14 protein-coding genes and 1 pseudogene are annotated in these 17,520 nt (G+C 46.9%); 6 read left to right on the top strand and 9 right to left on the bottom strand.

Going from position 1 to position 17,520, the window contains the following annotated elements:
- Positions 1–5: 5 nt before the first annotated feature.
- Entirely contained in the window at positions 6–2,060 is a 2,055-nt protein-coding gene (gene helD / locus OK023_RS06150; RefSeq protein WP_317695941.1) for a DNA helicase IV, read from the bottom strand.
- 158 nt (positions 2,061–2,218) lie between these two features.
- Here helD and OK023_RS06145 point away from each other — a divergent pair, with 158 nt between their 5' ends.
- Both OK023_RS06145 and yccS read left to right on the top strand, forming a co-directional pair.
- Positions 2,219–2,671, top strand: a complete 453-nt coding sequence (locus tag OK023_RS06145) for a YccF domain-containing protein (protein WP_317697526.1) — start codon at positions 2,219–2,221, stop codon at positions 2,669–2,671.
- A 25-nt stretch (positions 2,672–2,696) separates the two neighbouring features.
- Positions 2,697–4,832 carry a YccS family putative transporter gene (yccS, locus tag OK023_RS06140; protein WP_317695939.1) on the top strand — a complete coding sequence of 712 codons (2,136 nt, stop codon included), beginning with the start codon at positions 2,697–2,699 and terminating at the stop codon, positions 4,830–4,832.
- Here the strand turns inward: yccS and OK023_RS06135 are convergent.
- A complete protein-coding gene (locus OK023_RS06135) occupies positions 4,829–5,497 on the bottom strand; it encodes a TfoX/Sxy family DNA transformation protein (protein WP_317695937.1) in 669 nt (222 codons plus the stop codon). The genes yccS and OK023_RS06135 overlap by 4 nt on opposite strands.
- A 234-nt stretch (positions 5,498–5,731) precedes the next feature.
- Here OK023_RS06135 and sulA point away from each other — a divergent pair, with 234 nt between their 5' ends.
- Both sulA and ompA read left to right on the top strand, forming a co-directional pair.
- On the top strand, positions 5,732–6,238 hold the full coding sequence (gene sulA / locus OK023_RS06130; RefSeq protein ID WP_317695934.1) for an SOS-induced cell division inhibitor SulA: 507 nt from the start codon (positions 5,732–5,734) through the stop codon (positions 6,236–6,238).
- A gap of 360 nt (positions 6,239–6,598) precedes the next feature.
- Entirely contained in the window at positions 6,599–7,687 is a 1,089-nt protein-coding gene (gene ompA / locus OK023_RS06125; protein ID WP_317695931.1) for a porin OmpA, read from the top strand.
- Between the two features lie 180 nt (positions 7,688–7,867).
- Here ompA and OK023_RS06120 read toward each other — a convergent pair.
- A pseudogene (locus tag OK023_RS06120) lies at positions 7,868–8,360 on the bottom strand (IS4/IS5 family transposase); the annotation flags it as partial.
- Positions 8,361–8,520: 160 nt separating this feature from the next.
- Positions 8,521–8,979 (bottom strand): macrodomain Ter protein MatP, encoded by a 459-nt coding sequence (matP, locus tag OK023_RS06115; protein ID WP_317695929.1) that lies wholly within the window; start codon positions 8,977–8,979, stop codon positions 8,521–8,523.
- Between the two features lie 209 nt (positions 8,980–9,188).
- Between matP and OK023_RS06110 the strand changes: the two genes are divergently transcribed.
- On the top strand, positions 9,189–10,937 hold the full coding sequence (locus OK023_RS06110) for a Lon protease family protein (RefSeq protein ID WP_317695926.1): 1,749 nt from the start codon (positions 9,189–9,191) through the stop codon (positions 10,935–10,937).
- 68 nt (positions 10,938–11,005) lie between these two features.
- Positions 11,006–11,524 carry a bifunctional 3-hydroxydecanoyl-ACP dehydratase/trans-2-decenoyl-ACP isomerase gene (gene fabA / locus OK023_RS06105; protein ID WP_317695923.1) on the top strand — a complete coding sequence of 173 codons (519 nt, stop codon included), beginning with the start codon at positions 11,006–11,008 and terminating at the stop codon, positions 11,522–11,524.
- A gap of 71 nt (positions 11,525–11,595) precedes the next feature.
- On the opposite strand, the gene rmf is transcribed toward fabA, so the two are convergent.
- The 5 genes from rmf to OK023_RS06080 all read right to left on the bottom strand — a co-directional run bounded on the left by rmf (position 11,596) and on the right by OK023_RS06080 (position 17,519).
- Positions 11,596–11,763 carry a ribosome modulation factor gene (rmf, locus tag OK023_RS06100; RefSeq protein WP_317695921.1) on the bottom strand — a complete coding sequence of 56 codons (168 nt, stop codon included), beginning with the start codon at positions 11,761–11,763 and terminating at the stop codon, positions 11,596–11,598.
- Between the two features lie 272 nt (positions 11,764–12,035).
- Positions 12,036–12,593 (bottom strand): membrane integrity-associated transporter subunit PqiC, encoded by a 558-nt coding sequence (gene pqiC, locus OK023_RS06095; protein WP_317697523.1) that lies wholly within the window; start codon positions 12,591–12,593, stop codon positions 12,036–12,038.
- Complete coding sequence (gene pqiB / locus OK023_RS06090) at positions 12,593–14,236, bottom strand: intermembrane transport protein PqiB (protein ID WP_317695919.1); 1,644 nt, start codon at positions 14,234–14,236, stop codon at positions 12,593–12,595. Before pqiB ends, pqiC begins: the two co-directional genes overlap by 1 nt.
- On the bottom strand, positions 14,223–15,539 hold the full coding sequence (pqiA, locus tag OK023_RS06085; RefSeq protein ID WP_317695917.1) for a membrane integrity-associated transporter subunit PqiA: 1,317 nt from the start codon (positions 15,537–15,539) through the stop codon (positions 14,223–14,225). Before pqiA ends, pqiB begins: the two co-directional genes overlap by 14 nt.
- A gap of 75 nt (positions 15,540–15,614) precedes the next feature.
- A complete protein-coding gene (locus OK023_RS06080) occupies positions 15,615–17,519 on the bottom strand; it encodes an ABC transporter ATP-binding protein (RefSeq protein ID WP_317695915.1) in 1,905 nt (634 codons plus the stop codon).
- Between the last annotated feature and the right edge of the window lies 1 nt (position 17,520).

The following is a 17,520-nucleotide window of genomic DNA, read 5'->3' as shown; positions in this document are numbered from 1 at the left end:
GTCAGTCAAGGTCTTCTCTGAAAGGGGACGCCGATACTCTGCAATTGCTCAACGAACACTGAAGGGCTTTCTCGATCCTGAAGCAACCATACTTGGTGCCTAGCACGGGTAAGTGCAACATATAGTAACCGCCTTTCCTCTGCATCAGGGTAATCCTCTGGTTGTGGCAGTAACACACGCTCAAGCACAGACTCGCGGGTGGCTGCTGGAAACCCGTCGTTGCCATCGGATAATCCGACAATAATGGCGTATTCAGCCTGCTGCCCTTTACTGGCATGAATAGTCATAAATTCAATATTAAGCTTCGGCCAACGTGTCACTGCCTTTTGTAATAGCTCAGGCTTAAGATGGTGATAACGTGCCAACACCAAAATTCGCTCTTCCGGTTTTGCATAACCGCTTATCTTATCCAGCAAGCTTTCTAACTGTTCCTGCGGCAAAATGATGAGCGACTTTTTATTGCCTCTGGTCAGGCTGTTTAGCGGTTTCTTCAGTTGGTACGGATTCTGTTGTACAAAACGATTGGCAATATCGCCGATACGATCGTTAAAGCGATAGGTGGTATCCAGTGCACACTGAGCTCCCTCACCAAAATTCTCTTTAAACGCGGTAGTCAGCGACAACTCGGCACCGCTAAAACGATAAATGGCTTGCCAATCATCCCCAACGGCAAAGAGGTTAGTTTGCTTGTTCTGCTTTCGTAGTGCCGCTAATAATTGCGCTCGTTGCGGCGAAATATCTTGAAACTCATCGACCAAAATATGCTTCCACGGGCTGATGAAGCGTCCTTTCTCCAGAATGTTCACGGCTTGATGGATCAATCCGGCAAAGTCGACAGCACCTTCATCTTTCAATGCCGATTTCCAAGCTTTCAACAACGGCGCCATAAGGCGGACACGCTTCGCGAACAGATCGCGAGTTTCCTCGTCAGCCTGCTCTATCATTTCAGCCTGGCTGCCGCCATGTGTTCGCATCAAACTTAACCAACGTTCAAGACGCGGACTCAAACGCTCAGCCAACTGTGAGTCGCACCAGAAATCTCCTTCTGGAAGTTCCCACCCAAGTTCTTCCGTTAACCATTGTCGCCAACTTTTGGCATGTGTTTTTTTATCAGCACATTGCTGTTGCCAGTTTTTTATCAGCAAAGCACGGCGCGCTTTGCTGTCACTTTCCAGATTGCTGATGTTAGGTACTTTGCGACTGCCTTCCTGAATTATCTGCAGTGCTAACGCATGGAAAGTTTTAGCCGTGATTGCCACATGCCCTAGACGCTCCTGAATGCGTTCATTCATTTCTTGGGCTGCTTTTCGCCCAAATGCCAGAAGTAATATTTGATCTGGCTCAGCTTCTTGTCGATACAACAGCCAACCCGCACGAGCGACCAGCACAGATGTTTTACCACTGCCTGCGCCAGCAAGAACCAACACGTTATCTTCGCCATTCACGACAGCTAAGCTTTGCGATTTATTTAATGGAGAAGTTTCAATCGTTTGGAAAAAATTCTGGTGGAGATCCAACAGATGCTCACCCCACCGCATGTTTCTCAATGCTACCTTCTGATGTCCCTTCTGTAACCACTGCAAACATAAATGATAACTGTCACGGCACCGATCAAACTCATCCAATCGGACCAATGGCATAGGCAATGCGGCAAACGACTGGCAGATCTGTTGCTGTAATTTGCCCAGCTCACTGCGCTTGAACCATTTGTCCTGCAGCTCAATATGCTGAATCTGCTCTATCTGTTGTTGCAAAACAACGGCACTGATCTCACTCATCTCGGCACTCCAATTCTGCCAAGATTGCTGAAGATGATGATAAAAACGCTGAGTTTCCTGCCATTCAGTACCATGCAGCCGAACCACTTTCTCATCAGGGAGTTCAAACTCAAGCTCCCCCCATACAATGCCGCGTTTGCACCGTATCTGAATCAACTGATTGAAAGGGATAAGGTACTCATGATTCTCTCCACTGACCTCAACGCCAGCATGCAACAACCGCACGCGATTATAGGGATGCTGCGCCAGGTGTTTACCCAGCGATGTTGCTTTAAGTTCCATATGCTCACGCCATGAAATGTTGAGATGACTATCACCAGTTTACCCGCTATAAGCAGTGGCACTCTAGCGTTTAAAAAAGGATAGAATAGTTTCAAGGCTATAATAGTTAAAACACCCTCCGTGCTTCGGCTAACATTTATTTGAGTAAAATGACAACTATGCGTACCGTATTGAATGTTCTTAATTTTGTTTTAGGCGGTTTTTTCACTACCCTAGGCTGGTTGATTGCTACCTTTTTCAGCATTGTGCTGATTGTTACCTTACCATTGACACGCTCTTGCTGGGAAATTACAAAACTTTCCTTCCTGCCGTTTGGCAACGAGGCGATTCATGTGGATGAGCTCTACCCTGAGAAAAGTAACGCCCTATTAGCGACAGGTGGCTCTTTGCTAAACATCGTTTGGTTCGTACTGTTTGGCTGGTGGTTGTGTTTGTCGCATATCGTCGCTGGTATTGCCCAATGCATTACCATCATCGGTATCCCTGTCGGCATCACCAACTTTAAGATTGCGGCCATTGCACTTTGGCCTGTCGGCCGCCGTGTCGTTTCCGTTGAATTCGCGCAACAAGTACGGACAGAAAATGCGCGTCGCCAGTATCACAAACGTTAATTTTTATCCACTTCAGGAATTTTTTGTGTTCGCTTTTGTACCGGCAATTCGACGTTATACCTATAACAGCAACCTGCTTTACAATCTGCGGATCTTCATCGCTCTGGCAGGGGCTGTGCTGGTACCGTGGTGGTTGGGGATACCTAAACTGACTATCCCACTCACACTGGGTGTTGTTGCTGCGGCTCTGGCTGATTTAGACGACCGATTAGCAGGCAGATTGCGTAACCTGCTAATCACGTTAATCTGCTTTTTTATCGCCTCAGCCTCTATTGAGTTATTGTTTTCTTACCCTTGGCTATTCGCGATTGGACTGACTACCTCAACCTGCACGTTCATCTTGTTAGGTGCGTTGGGGCAACGTTACGCCACTATAGCTTTTGGTGCATTGTTGATTGCTATCTATACCATGCTAGGTACTTCGATGTATAACGCTTGGTATCAGCAACCCACCCTACTGATTATCGGCGCTGTCTGGTACAATTTGTTGACGCTGTTCGGTCATTTACTATTCCCAATCAAACCATTACAAGAAAACCTTGCGCGCTGTTATCAACAGTTAGCTAGTTATCTGGATGCCAAAGCTAATCTGTTCGACCCTGATGCCGAACACAATAACGACCTCCCTTGGATGGATCTCGCGATGGCGAACGCTATGTTAGTCACAACATTAAACCAAACCAAAGCCTCGCTGCTCACTCGTCTAAAAGGAGATAGAGGACAGCGTGGAACTCGTAGGGCACTGCAATACTATTTCATTGCGCAAGATATCCATGAACGTGCCAGTTCTTCTCATGTGCAGTATCAGGCATTAAGCCAGCAATTCCGTCACAGCGATATTTTGTTTCGCTTTCAACGGTTGTTAACCTTGCAAGCACGCGCCTGCCAACAGCTAGCCCAATCTATACTGTTGCGCCAAAAATACCTTCATAACGCACGTTTTGATACCGTGTTCAGCCGTATAGAAGAAGCATTGACCCAAGTTGCCGTAACCGCCGAAAATCATGATCTGAGCAAGGCACTTTCTCATCTGCTAAAGAACTTACGAGCCATTGACGCTCAATTAGCCAATATAGAGTCAGAACAGACATTAGCTAACGGACAACAGGAGGAAAATAGTCTCTCAGACGATAGGATCACTGGCTGGAGCGATATTCGCCTGCGCATCAGTCGCCATCTGACACCAAAATCGGCGTTGTTCCGCCATGCAATACGCATGTCAGTAGTATTATGTACAGGTTATGCTTTCATTAAACTTACAGGGATGCAGCACGGTTACTGGATCCTGCTGACCAGCCTGTTTGTCTGCCAACCTAACTACAACGCTACACGCAGGCGCTTGGCATTACGCATTATTGGGACTGTGGCGGGCATTTTGATTGGCCTACCGATACTGTACTTTGTGCCCTCGCTAGAGGGGCAGATGATTCTAATCGTTCTCTCTGGGGTATTGTTCTTCGTCTTTCGTACCGTCCAATATGCCCATGCCACAATGTTTATTACCCTACTGGTCTTATTGTGCTTTAACCTGCAGGGAGAAGGATTCGAAGTTGCTGCCCCGCGTATCTACGATACTCTGTTAGGATGCGCCATAGCCTGGGCGGCTGTGAGTTTCATTTGGCCCGACTGGAAATTTCGTCAACTCCCCGCCATTGTTCGCAGAACATTGAATGCCAATTGCCGCTACCTTGATGCGATCATGGTGCAATACCATCAGGGCAAAGATAACAGTTTGCCTTATCGTATCGCACGCCGCGATGCGCATAACAGTGATGGTGAACTAGCTTCTGTGATCTCTAACATGTCGGTAGACCCTAAAGTGGACAAAGCCTTTCAGGATGTCGCGTTTCGCCTGTTATGTCTTAATCATATTTTTCTTAGTTATATTTCAGCCCTCGGAGCGCATCGTGAACGTCTGAAAAACTCCGCCGTACTAAATTTGCTTAATGACGCGGTATGCTTTGTTGACGATGCATTACACTATGAAAAACAAGATCAGCTACGTATTACTCAAACTCTTGAGAACCTATCAGAGAGAATTAAATTACTGGTTGCTGATCCAGAAAGCAAAGAACAACTGGTGTTGCAGCAAATTGGCTTAGTGCTCGAATTGTTGCCTGAATTGACAGCACTTAATGCACAAATAGAGAACACGCGCTAATTATTGATATGCTGTCTGAATACTCTTTTTTCCGTTCTTGCTTCGAAACCGGAAGGTATTATGACTATGGTTGCATCGAACCATTCAGTAAGTTCTTTTCGTCTCCATCTTGGCAATGCAACATGGTGATACCCGGCCATCGCACCAGCTAGTGACATCAGAATTTTTATGCCCAGACTTTTTTGTTGCTCAAGCAACCTGAGATAGGCTTGCTCAGCACCCAATAGGCGCAGCTCATAGATATTCTGTACGCCAGATCGCCATAGTAAACGTTCTAATGATACATCTATGTTAGGTAAGTCTTTCAACCTGCCTTTGCGCCGTTTTCTAACTTTGATCTCTTTACGTGCTTCACGCACAGCTTGCAAAGCGAGTGCAGATAGTTCTTGGCGCTCTGACCATAATCGTTCGTCTACCCGGTAATACCTCATGGTCATTGGAACACCACGTTTTAAATAGGTCATATTCGTCATGCCCCGTCCACGGAATACCGGTTCAAGACTCTCTGTAGCACGTAAATACAGTTCACCTTCAGCAACTACGGCAAACATCGTGCCATCAGCTAACAATCCATACCCACCAAATTGCGAGCGTGTAGAAATCTTCCCTAACTCAGCAAAGAAGATTTTTGCCTGTTCGATTCTCCTTGCGGATCCTCCTTTCATTAAGACCTCCTTTATATCGATAACAATTATCGAATACATTCACTTATGAAATAAATGTAACTGGAACAACTAATTAAGGAAAATACGCATTATCGCTATTGGTGCCAATCATAAAATCCAGACGTATAAAAAATGATCTCAATTATGCGAAGCATCACGAAAATTTGGGTTGATCTTCTGTCTCGATGGATATACTGTATATAAATACAGTAATATTGCTAGGCGGGATACTACATGGGTACTCAATCACTTTATCAGCCCCATTTCAGTCTGGGTTCTCAGGCAACTGGTCAGGTTGTTGGCACCGTCAAAGAAACCAACAGGTATGGCCTCATTAGTGAATTCGTTTACAACGAACAGCAACCAGTAGTAGCTCAATTGCTGCTGCCTCTACTACAGCAGTTAAGTATGCAGTCGCGCTGGCTGTTGTGGCTGACTCCACAGCAAAAACTCAGCAAATCCTGGATTGCACAAGCTAAACTCCCTGTCCATAAGGTTGTACAACTTAACCAAATTAGCCCTATGGCTACTGTAGATGCTATGGCAAGGGCGTTACTGACAGGAAATTACAGTGTAGTGCTTGGGTGGTTACCCGATCTCACAGAACAAGAGCGCCTGAAATTAAGCCAGGCAGCAGATTTGGGGAACGCTTATGGTTTTATCATGCGCCCCCAACAAGATGTTGCGACTTCACGCAGACACTGTTCAACCATAAAGATTCACTCGCCTTTATATCATTGATTAAATTTAGGACTATTCTCAGCAGCTATTGCCCTTGCCACATTTCCCACTAAGGGATGACACACCGAGCGAGTCCTGGCGCGGCTCCGCTTCGGTTTTGGCTTGTAAGAAAAACCTTATTACTCCCACCAAAATCTTAGTTGATATGTACAGTTCGATGTTTTTTTTTAGAGCTTTATCACATCACACTTGTAACTTTCGCTCTACGTTGTAGACTTTAGCACGCCAAGGTTATCCCAAAACGTCAGAAAAGCTGGCAAAGTAACAGACGAGGGTTAAAACCTTGGCGAAGGAATTTAAACCAAAGGCTCTAGCAAGTTTTAAAGCCTATTGGGTATTTGGATGATAACGAGGCGCAAAATGAAAAAGACAGCTATCGCATTAGCAGTGGCATTGGCTGGTTTCGCTACCGTAGCGCAAGCCGCCCCAAAAGATAATACTTGGTACACTGGTGCAAAACTGGGTTGGTCACAATTCCATGACAATTCATTTGTTAATGGTACTGTAGGTAATGGTCCTACCCATAACAGCCAACTGGGTGCCGGTGCATATTTAGGTTACCAGGCAAATCAGTATCTCGGTTTTGAAATGGGCTATGACTGGCTTGGCCGCATGCCTTATAAAGGTGATGTGAACAATGGTGCGTTTAAAGCACAAGGCGTTCAGTTGGCCACCAAATTGAGCTACCCAATCATGAACGACCTGGATATCTATACACGTCTGGGTGGTATGGTTTGGCGTGCGGATGCTACCGCTAATTTCGGTGCAGACACTGCAAACAGCCTGCGCACAAGTGCTAACGATACCGGCATTTCTCCTCTGGCAGCATTGGGTGTTGAATACGCACTGACCCAAAACCTGGCTACGCGTCTGGACTATCAGTGGACCAACAACATCGGTGATAAAGCTACCGTTGGTGCTCGTCCAGATAACGGCATGCTGAGCGTTGGCGTTTCCTACCGTTTTGGTCAGGATACAACTGCTGCTCCAGTGATTGCTCCGGCTCCGGCTCCAGCTCCAACTGTTGAAACCAAGAAGTTCACTTTAACTTCTGACGTTTTGTTCAACTTCGGTAAATCCACTCTGAAGCCAGAAGGCCAAAACGCACTGGATCAACTGTATTCACAGTTGAGTTCAATGGATCCTAAAGACGGTTCAGTAGTCGTTGTTGGTTTTACTGATGCTGTAGGTTCTGTCCAGTCTAACCAGCGTTTGTCTGAGCAGCGTGCACAAAGCGTTGTAGATTACCTGGTTTCTAAAGGTATTCCTTCAGACAAAATCTCTGCACGTGGCATGGGTAAAGCTAACCCAGTTACAGGTGACTCTTGTGGTTACCGCTCAGGCCGTGCTACCGCAGCACAGATCGCTTGCTTGGCTCCAGATCGCCGCGTAGAGATCGAAGTTCGTGGCATCAAAGAAGTTGTGTCTCAGCAAGATACTGCTAAGTAAAATCTTTGAACTGTCATTAGAAACCCCGCTAAGCGCTGAGGTATCCGCATAAATCAGCGCTGACAAACCAGCACTTTATTCCGGTAGGTTTCGACAAGGTGACTAAGAACGGTGCTGAGCACCGTTCTCTTTAATATTAGCGGAGGTGTCGAAGGACATTCTCCGCTAACGTTAGCGATGAGCACGCTGGAATCCTGCATCAATAGCAATAATGACTCTAGCCTGGGTATTCACTGCGCCGGTAAGTGCATTAAGGAAGTCTTTCTGTGCCTGCGAGTTTTGCTGTTTTTCGGGTGGAATATCCCAACTTAATAGAGGCATCGAACGCACATCACGGATCAAGGCTGGCATGAAGAACGCGATGTTCCTGAGACGGGTAGCCACTCCAGTCAACGGCAATAACCCACAGAAACAGCTGACTCGTGATCATCGAGATAATATTGCTAAAAAGCAGTAGAGTATCCCGATGTAGCGATTCATAGCCCAGCGAACGAGCAACACGTTTGATTTTATTTTTGACCTGAGCCATTCCGGGTAAATAACGCCCGATGCTGGTAAGCATCAGTAACGCGCCATTGATGAGTGGAATGGTAACATCCAGCAAAGCATTTTGTCGGTATCTGTGAAACGGAGCTAAAGCATCACGGAGGAAATTCTGACATACTCTGCAGATAGACGTGATCTCATTGAAGATTACACAATCAATGACACAGAATTTCTAACCCCCCAATCAGCAGATCACAAATCACTATGCCTGTCTTTTTTACCCGCTCATTACTGGGGATCCCTCAGCGCTAAGTGGGTTCTTTTTGGTCTGTAATTTTTTAGCTTTGCTAGTCGTTTTCTTTACCAAGCATCGCCTTTAGATCTTGTTTCAATGATGATACCTGGCTGGCATACTTCTCTTTATGCTCTGCGTCTTCGATCAACTGTACAACAGTTTCCGACAACGTTACGCCTCGACGATGTGCCAACGCTGCCAACCGTTGCCAAACCAGGTACTCCAGATCGATAGATTTCTTGCGCGTGTGTTGATGTTCCGCGTTAAAGTGACGCTTACGCCGAGCACGGATTGTTTGCTTCATCCGATTTTCCAATGCCGGATTCATGTGCTCATTAATCCACACCAATACTTTTACCGGTTCATTCTCAAATTTCAGCAACTTATCAATAGCTTCTTGAGCAGCGCTAATTTCAATATGGCGGGTTATTGATTCACCTTCCCGATACTTTTTAACTAAATATGCCCATTTCCAACCGCTTTCAAGATTTTCCAGTTGCTGATATTTCATCGTTAACTCTTCTGTGACCGCGTAACTTTGGTAAGCATAACAGTTTTAAACTGACTTTCCCCAGTATTTAAAACGTGTTTTAGATTGTTTTTTAAACAATCTCATCTCGATATCAAACTCTTAGTCATCAACGTTGACTCTGCATGTATCAAGCGAGCGTTATTCTTGTATAATCGCGCTTTCCCTTTTTGACGATTGCATCTAACACTTTGACCAATAACCGACTTGAATGGCAATCTTTGTTGCCTACTGCTGCGCCTTATCAGGCGATTTTCGATTCTGCTACTCAACTGGCACCTATCGCCTTTTCGGCGATCCAACCTCGTTTGGAGAACGCACTGACGCTATTCTTACATCCACAGTCTCAGCCGCGTTTTATGCTGCTGAAGGCGCAGGAAACGTATGAGTATCTGGCATTGACCGCCCGAGTTGTAGAACAATTGCAACCGCCAAAAACGCTTCAAGGCAGCCACTATGTGATTGAAACTGAAAAAGTCAGCCTTAAGGAAGCTATTCGTGGTGATGAGCCTTTTGCTGCAGGCGGGGCTTGTGTTTATCAAGAGTGGATTGAACCGGAACAATTATTCGGTTGCGTCAGAGTCCATAATGGCGAGATTACTTTGCAATCGGGTCTTATCCACCAGGCTAACGGCGGTGTATTGATCCTATCTGCACGAGCTTTGCTAGCACAACCGCTATTGTGGCTGCGTCTCAAACAAATGATCACTCAACGCCAGTTCCAATGGTTTACGCCGGATGAAACCAGACCATTACCGGTTTATATTCCGCCAATGCCACTAGAATTACGCCTGATTGTGGTAGGGGATCGTCATGGTCTTGCAGACTTTCATGATATCGAACCAGAATTGTGCGAACAGGCTATCTACGGCGAGTATGAGGATGACCTTCAACTCACCGAGCCAGAGGATATGGCGCAATGGTGCAGCTATGTCAACGCCGTTATTGCCGAACAACAGTTACCCCCATTAGCTAACGATGCATGGCAACCTCTGATGATTCAGGCCGTACGCTATACAGGTGACCAAGGTAATCTACCGTTGTCTCCTGTTTGGGTCAGCCAACAACTCTCAGAGGCTGCTTTGTATGTTGAAGAGGAAAAAATCACAGCAAAAGCGTTGGAAGCTGCGCTGAATGCCCGTGAATGGCGTGAGAGCTACCTAGCTGAACGAATGCAGGATGAGATAGAGCTGGGCCAGATCATGATCGAAACCGAAGGTGACGTCATTGGTCAGATCAATGGTCTTTCGGTGTTGGATTATCCAGGTCATCCACGTAGCTTCGGTGAACCGTCACGCATAAGTTGTGTCGTTCACCTTGGCGACGGTGAGTTCACTGACGTTGAGCGCAAGGCCGAATTAGGGGGAAATCTGCACGCCAAAGGCATGATGATTATGCAGGCTTTTCTGATTTCTGAGTTGGAACTCGACCAACAACTCCCCTTCTCCGCGTCGATTGTTTTCGAACAATCATATGGTGAAGTTGATGGTGACAGTGCATCACTGGCAGAGCTTTGTGCGCTAGTCAGCGCGTTGTCACAACAACCAATCACTCAACAAATCGCAGTGACAGGTTCCGTTGACCAATTTGGTAATGTTCAACCTATCGGTGGGGTAAACGAGAAAATTGAAGGTTTCTTCGAAGTTTGTCTCCGCAGAGGCTTAACGGGGAAACAAGGAGTTATTCTTCCTGCAAGCAACGTACGCCATCTTTGCCTGCGTGCGGATGTTGTCGAAGCCGTACGTGAAGGTCAGTTCCACTTATGGGCGGTAGACAGCGTAGCTGAAGCCTTACCATTATTAACCGGATACCCGTATTCCGATGAACAGCAGCCAAACTTGCTGGCTGCGATCCAAGAGCGGATAGCACAAGTGAACCCACAGGAACGTCGTCAGTGGCCTTGGCCACTACGCTGGCTCAACTGGTTTAACCACAGTTGATTGGACTTGTTCAGTGTACATCTGTAGGCTAGCCTGTGTTTTTAATTAAAATAAGGCCCACTAAGAACATGGTAGAGAAACGCGAATCCTATACGAAAGAAGACCTTGAAGCATCTGGACGTGGTGAGCTGTTTGGTGCTGGTGGCCCGCCGTTGCCGGCAGGTAACATGCTAATGATGGACCGCGTAGTAAAAATGACCGTGGACGGTGGTAGCCATAATAAAGGCTACGTTGAGGCTGAACTTGATATCCATCCAGACCTGTGGTTTTTTGGTTGTCACTTCATTGGTGACCCTGTGATGCCAGGCTGCCTAGGATTGGATGCTATGTGGCAGTTGGTTGGATTCTACCTGGGCTGGTTGGGCGGTGAAGGCAAAGGCCGTGCTCTTGGCGTAGGTGAAGTGAAGTTCACTGGTCAGGTTTTGCCAACCGCTAAGAAAGTAACCTACCGCATCAATTTTAAACGTGTGATCACGCGTAAGCTAATCATGGGTGTTGCCGATGGAGAAGTTCTGGTCGATGGCAAAGTTATCTATACTGCCAGCGACCTTAAGGTGGGCCTTTTCAAGGACACCGGGGTTTTCTAAGTCTCCCTTAGTTTTAAAACAATAACCTCCGCCTTGGCGGAGGTTGTCCCTTACTCATGACAGAGAGCCGCTTAAGCGGTCACAGCCCTGTCCTCCATGGCTTTTCGCCAACCTCCCAGCCAGTTAGCCCGTGCATCTAAAGATTGATAGGGACAAATCTCCCTCGAACGTCCTGCAATACCTGCTTGATAACCACGTGATTGAGCCCGCTCCAGACGATCTCTTTTCTGTCTTTTCATGCCTCGTTTCCCTCATTTTTACTCTGGTGGAAAGAAAACAATGACCGTTTTATAAACAGCCACTTTAAAGGAATAGCGCTAAATGCAGCGAAGATCAATAAACGGGCTTAATAACGGTGTCATATTTGTGAACTATGCACAAAAAATGAACCAACTAACTGATAAACATAAATAAAATTCAATACATTGATAAATAACAAAAAAATCCCGGCAAGGTCTTTTTAAGTTCCTTACCGGGATAAAAGCTAGATTAATTTTGATATAGGTTGTAGCTAAAGACGAGCAGCTTGGTTTGCTATCTCCTGCGCTTCCTTCTGCCAAGCTTGGGCTAGGCTTCGAACTAATGCATCATAGCCATCTTCATCTTGCTTCAACTCTATATTGAATGGCCGTTTAATCAGATGCCCTTGATGGTTCAGTACCCACTCCCCTTGAACAATCGCTTTACCATCATAACGGCCATGGAAACCGCTGATAGTAACATTAAGCACATCCTGATCGCTGTTCATGGATTGTGATGATACTACCCATCCAGGTAATGCACCGCCAAGGTTAGTTACCAGCGTCTGTTGCAGTTGTTGATCCAACGGACTAGCCCATAGATTATTTTGTGCGGTTACAAACCGCACGTCACTGGTCTGATAAACCAGGCCGTTCTGTGCCAAAAAATCTGCCACACTGACGTGTTCCAGCCAGAGCTGACGTGGCACCGAGGCTCCATTCACTTGACTTGGAGTGCCTAAGGCTGGCAACTGGTAGTAAGTCTTACTTGGTGTGCTTCCGCAGGCACTCAATAACATCACCAAGACTATTGGGATCCATTTCTTCATCATTTGGCCTTCTTGGGCTGAGGGTCATCAGTGCCCGCGGCTTCGAATACCAGGGCATTGCTCTTGTCATTCAAAGTGCGAAGCACTGGCTGCAGCTCACGTAGCACCTGATCAAGACGCTGCATATCCGCCACCATTTTTTCGTAAGCAGGTGAACCCGGTTGGAACCCTTTCATGCTTCGATTGAGTTCTTGCAACGTTTTCTGCATATCCGCAGGCAATGCTTTCATCTCTTTACTGCCAATGATGTCATTCAGAGATTTCAAGGTTTGCTGCGTAGACTGCATGGTTTTTTTACTTTCAGCCAACGTTTTGGTCGCTTCATCAATCATTGGATTCAGCGGTATTGAATTTATCTTATCCAATGTCTGCATTAGTTTGAGCTGTATCTGCGCCAAACCACTACTCATACTTGGCAAGATAGGATAACCAAACAGTTCGCGCGGCCCTTTCAATAACTTCTCTTGCGGATAGAAATCCAGATCAATATACAGCGCTCCCGTCAACAAGTTGGCAGATTTCAGCGAGGCTCGCAAACCACGTGACTGTGCTTCCTTCAGATGCTGCTCAATATCAAAGTTTTTACCTAACTGTTGCCTAAAGCGATCGGGTTCAATGCGTATAAGCACGGGAATACGGTAATCACTATCCAATATCTGCGGCATACCTTCTTTGAAGAAAGGTACCTGCCCTACAGTACCAAGACGAATACCACGGAATTCCACCGGTGCTCCCGGTTGTAGTCCACGAATCGAATCAGAGAAAAACACCAGATAGTCATTATGCTCTGTATATAGAGAATCCTGGATGTTACGCTGGCTATCGAATAACTCGAACTCAGCCTTATTTTTGACTGGTTCACCACGCTCCCAGCCTTCTGGCACTTCAAAACTCACACCACCACTAAATAGCGTTGTCAGTGAGCCCATTTCCAGACGCATTCCCTGCGCAGACATGTCAAACGCCACTCCGCTGTCTTTCCAAAAACGTACATTACTGGTCACCAGTTGGTCATAAGGTGCTGAAATAAAGAGTTGATAACGCATAGCGCGCAATTTAGCGTCAAAATAACTGGTTTCTACCGAACCGACGCGATAGCCACGGAACAATACCGGATCGCCAGCGTTCAACTGACCTGATTTATCACTGTCCAGCAATATACGTAACCCTTTGGCATCAGGCGAAGCCAGCGGCGGAGAATCAAGTAACTGGAAATTATCTTTTCCCGCTTTACCTTTACTGCCCGGTTGCAGCTCAATATAAGCACCTGAAAGCAACGTTCCTAGCCCTGAGATCCCTTCACGGCCAATTTGCGGTTTCACCACCCAAAAAGCAGAATCATCGCGAAGCAGCTTGTTCATACCATCGTTCAGGCGAGCCTGTACCAGTACTTTGCTTAAATCTTCACTCAAGGTGACGCTTTCTACCGTCCCTACATCCACACTGCGACTTTTGATTTTGGTTTTACCCGCTTCCAATCCTTCTGCGGTCGTCGTTACCAGCGTCACTTCAGGCCCTTGATGGCTGAAATGATAAACCAGGATCCAAGCTCCAATCAGCACGGTTACAATGGGAATAATCCACACCGGTGACCAGCGCTTGATCTTTTCAACATCCGCTATGTTATTGTTACTTTCCTTCACTTTGCGGTTCCTTTTTCATTGTTTCATTTACGCGATCCCAAATTAATCGGGGATCAAACGTCATGGCTGCAAACATGGTAAGGATGACCACCATGGCGAACAACAGTGCACCAATGGCAGGATAAATACTCATTAATTGTCCCATACGTACCAACGCCGAAAGTACGGCAATAACAAACACATCTATCATTGACCAGCGGCCAACAAACTCTACAGCCTCATAAATCAAGTGCATACGCTCGCTGTCGGCGTTAGTCTTGCTTCTACCGTTTGCATAACGGCATAGCCAGCCGATAGCCAGCATTTTTAGAGTTGGCACCATAACGCTGGCAATAAAAATCACCATAGCGATAGGATAAGCGCCTTCCCCCCAGAGCAGTATCACGCCAGCCATAACGCTAGATGGCATTTTATTACCCAACGCTTCGGTGATCATGATCGGCATCAGCATTGTCGGGATATACAACAACATTGAAGTGACCAACAACGCCAGTGTCCACTGCAGACTATTCCGGTGACGAGCGTATCCCCTGGTGTAACAACGCGGGCACCGGGTTTGCTGAATGGGCAATACAGCGGTGCAACACGTGCAAGAGCGTACCCCCTGCCGCACTCCGGTTTTACCGGTCTGCAGGCGGCGTTCAATCATTGGGGCTGGTTCAATATCCTGCCATAGCCAACGGCGGTCAACACACTGGAAGACTCGCACTTGCAACAGACAGAACAGACAAAAAGCGATAAAGCTGGAACCAATACCGATATCACCATAGGCCATCAATTTGACAAAGCTGACCAACACGCCGGCCAGAAAAATTTCTACCATGCACCAGGTTTTAAGCTGGAACAGCACCTTGGCCATCCAGACTTTCAATTTCAGCGGTAAACGCGCCTTAGAGCACAACAGCACGACCGCCAGCATACAAAATGCCGGGATAAGCTGCACCAGCACCATAAACAGTGTTGCCATGCTGACATAGTTTTCTGCCACCATCACTTGGGGGATCTGGAGCAGTTCGATCTCGTTTGCAATACCCGCAACGCGCATATTGATAAATGGAAAAATATTTGCCAGCACCAACATAAATAAGGCACTGAGCGCATACCCAATAGGCCGTTTGCGTGGTTCATCCCAACGAGAACTGAGTGTGGTTTTGCAACGTGGACAGACAGCCTTCGTGCCAAATGCCAAAGCGGGTAGAGCGACTAACATATCGCACTGTGGACAAAGCATCAGGTTATCCTGCTGCAGTTCGTCGTCGGTTGCATGACTATGCTGTTTGTGATTTTCGTGGAAACACACCATTTTCTTCCTTAACAACCTCGCTCAGCGGCACTGCGATATTTGCCCACAGCAGCGTGCAGGCAAACATTCTACCGATCAGCCGTTTTTCATTGCTTCCAATTCTTCCCAACGGGCAAAAGCTTCTTCGAGGGCTTGCTCTGCTGCAGCAAGGTCGGTGAGTATCTTCTGTGTTTCGCTATGCGGGCGAGAGAAAAAACCGGCATCGCTTACCTGTGCCTGTAAGTTCTCAATTTCCGTTTCCAACTGTTCAAGGCGCTGTGGTAACTGCTCCAATTCGCGTAGCAGGTTATAGCTCAATTTGGCAGCCGGTTTTTTAGGTTGTTCAACCTTTTTTTCCACCGCAGTTTTTACCGGGTTGGCGGCTGTTTGGCGGATGGGTTTGGCTGTTGCACGCTGGTGATGCGCATCATAATAGCCACCCACGTAGGTGTCTATCACGCCATTTCCTTCGAATATCCAACATTCTGTCACCGAGTTATCAACAAACTGACGATCGTGGCTTACCAGCAATACAGTACCCTGATAGCCGTCGATCATTTCCTCCAATAATTCCAGCGTTTCAACATCCAAGTCGTTTGTCGGTTCATCAAGAATCAGTAAATTACTCGGCTTAAGGAATAATTTTGCTAATAACAAGCGGTTACGTTCCCCGCCTGACAGCGCTTTTACCGGAGTCATTGCCCTCTTAGGATGGAAAAGGAAATCCTGCAGGTACCCCAGTACATGGCGTGAGCGACCGTTGACCATCACTTCCTGTTTACCTTCAGCCAGATTGTCCATTACTGTCCGTTCGGGGTCCAGTTCTGCTCGATGCTGGTCAAAATAAGCCACTTCCAGCTTGGTACCACAGTGAACGCGCCCACTGTCAGCTTTCAGTTGTCCAAGCATCAGTTTCAGCAGCGTGGTTTTACCACAACCGTTTGGTCCCACCAAGGCGATTTTATCACCACGCTGAACTTGTGCACTGAAATCGCGCACCAGAATTTTATCACCAATCTGGTAATTGACGTTTTCCATTTCGAATACAATCTTGCCAGAGCGTACTGCTTCTTCTACTTGCATCTTGGCAGTACCCATTACTTCGCGCCGTTGTGAGCGCTCGTTACGCAGTGCTTTCAGTGCGCGAACTCGACCTTCGTTACGTGTGCGGCGTGCTTTTATCCCCTGTCGTATCCAAACTTCCTCCTGCGCCAGCTTACGATCAAATTCAGCATTTTGCAGTTCTTCAACACGCAACGCCTCTTCTTTGCTTTCCAGATACAGTTCATAGTTACCTGGCCATGACACCAGCTTACCGCGGTCAAGATCAACAATACGCGTTGCCATGTTTCGAATGAATGAACGGTCGTGTGAAATAAAAACGATACTACCCTGGAACTCTTTCAAGAAACCTTCCAGCCAGTCGATCGTGGATATATCCAGGTGGTTGGTCGGTTCATCAAGTAATAACACACGCGGTGAACTCACCAGTGCTCGACCAAGTGCAGCTTTACGCAACCAACCACCAGAGAGAGAGGAAAGATCGGCATCGCCGTTTAACCCCAATTGCAACAGCACTTCGCTGATACGGCTGTCAAGCTGCCAAAGCCCCTGATGATCGAGGACTTCCATCACCTGTGCCATTCGCGCCAGATTCTTTTCACTCGGGTCCAATTCAACCTGATGAGAGATCGCGTGATATGCCTTCAAGTGCTCAGCCTGCTCGGCGACACCTTCGGCAACAAAGTCAAATACTGTGCCACCGATATTCCGCGGGGGATCCTGTTGCAAGCGTGCAACAATCAGATCCTGTTCATAAATGATCCGCCCGTCATCCAGCGGGATCTCTTTGCCGAGGATCTTCAGTAATGTGGATTTACCGGCCCCATTACGCCCAACCAGACAAACGCGTTCATTGTCTTCAATATGGATTTCGGTGTTATCTAACAAAGGGGCATCGCTGAAAGAGAGCCAAGCCCCGGACATGCTGATTAACGACATA

Source organism: Serratia sp. UGAL515B_01 (assembly GCF_033095805.1).
In the GTDB taxonomy this organism is placed as follows: domain Bacteria; phylum Pseudomonadota; class Gammaproteobacteria; order Enterobacterales; family Enterobacteriaceae; genus Chania.
This window is presented reverse-complemented; position numbering and strand designations above follow the sequence as displayed.

What these genes read in the sequence shown, in the direction of transcription:
- helD (WP_317695941.1), bottom strand. Translation starts at nt 2,060, where the DNA reads ATGGAACTTAAAGCAACATCGCTGGGTAAACACCTGGCGCAGCATCCC.
- OK023_RS06145 (WP_317697526.1), top strand. Translation starts at nt 2,219, where the DNA reads ATGCGTACCGTATTGAATGTTCTTAATTTTGTTTTAGGCGGTTTTTTC.
- OK023_RS06135 (WP_317695937.1), bottom strand. Translation starts at nt 5,497, where the DNA reads ATGAAAGGAGGATCCGCAAGGAGAATCGAACAGGCAAAAATCTTCTTT.
- sulA (WP_317695934.1), top strand. Translation starts at nt 5,732, where the DNA reads ATGGGTACTCAATCACTTTATCAGCCCCATTTCAGTCTGGGTTCTCAG.
- ompA (WP_317695931.1), top strand. Translation starts at nt 6,599, where the DNA reads ATGAAAAAGACAGCTATCGCATTAGCAGTGGCATTGGCTGGTTTCGCT.
- matP (WP_317695929.1), bottom strand. Translation starts at nt 8,979, where the DNA reads ATGAAATATCAGCAACTGGAAAATCTTGAAAGCGGTTGGAAATGGGCA.
- fabA (WP_317695923.1), top strand. Translation starts at nt 11,006, where the DNA reads ATGGTAGAGAAACGCGAATCCTATACGAAAGAAGACCTTGAAGCATCT.
- rmf (WP_317695921.1), bottom strand. Translation starts at nt 11,763, where the DNA reads ATGAAAAGACAGAAAAGAGATCGTCTGGAGCGGGCTCAATCACGTGGT.
- pqiC (WP_317697523.1), bottom strand. Translation starts at nt 12,593, where the DNA reads ATGAAGAAATGGATCCCAATAGTCTTGGTGATGTTATTGAGTGCCTGC.
- pqiA (WP_317695917.1), bottom strand. Translation starts at nt 15,539, where the DNA reads ATGGTGTGTTTCCACGAAAATCACAAACAGCATAGTCATGCAACCGAC.
- OK023_RS06080 (WP_317695915.1), bottom strand. Translation starts at nt 17,519, where the DNA reads ATGTCGTTAATCAGCATGTCCGGGGCTTGGCTCTCTTTCAGCGATGCC.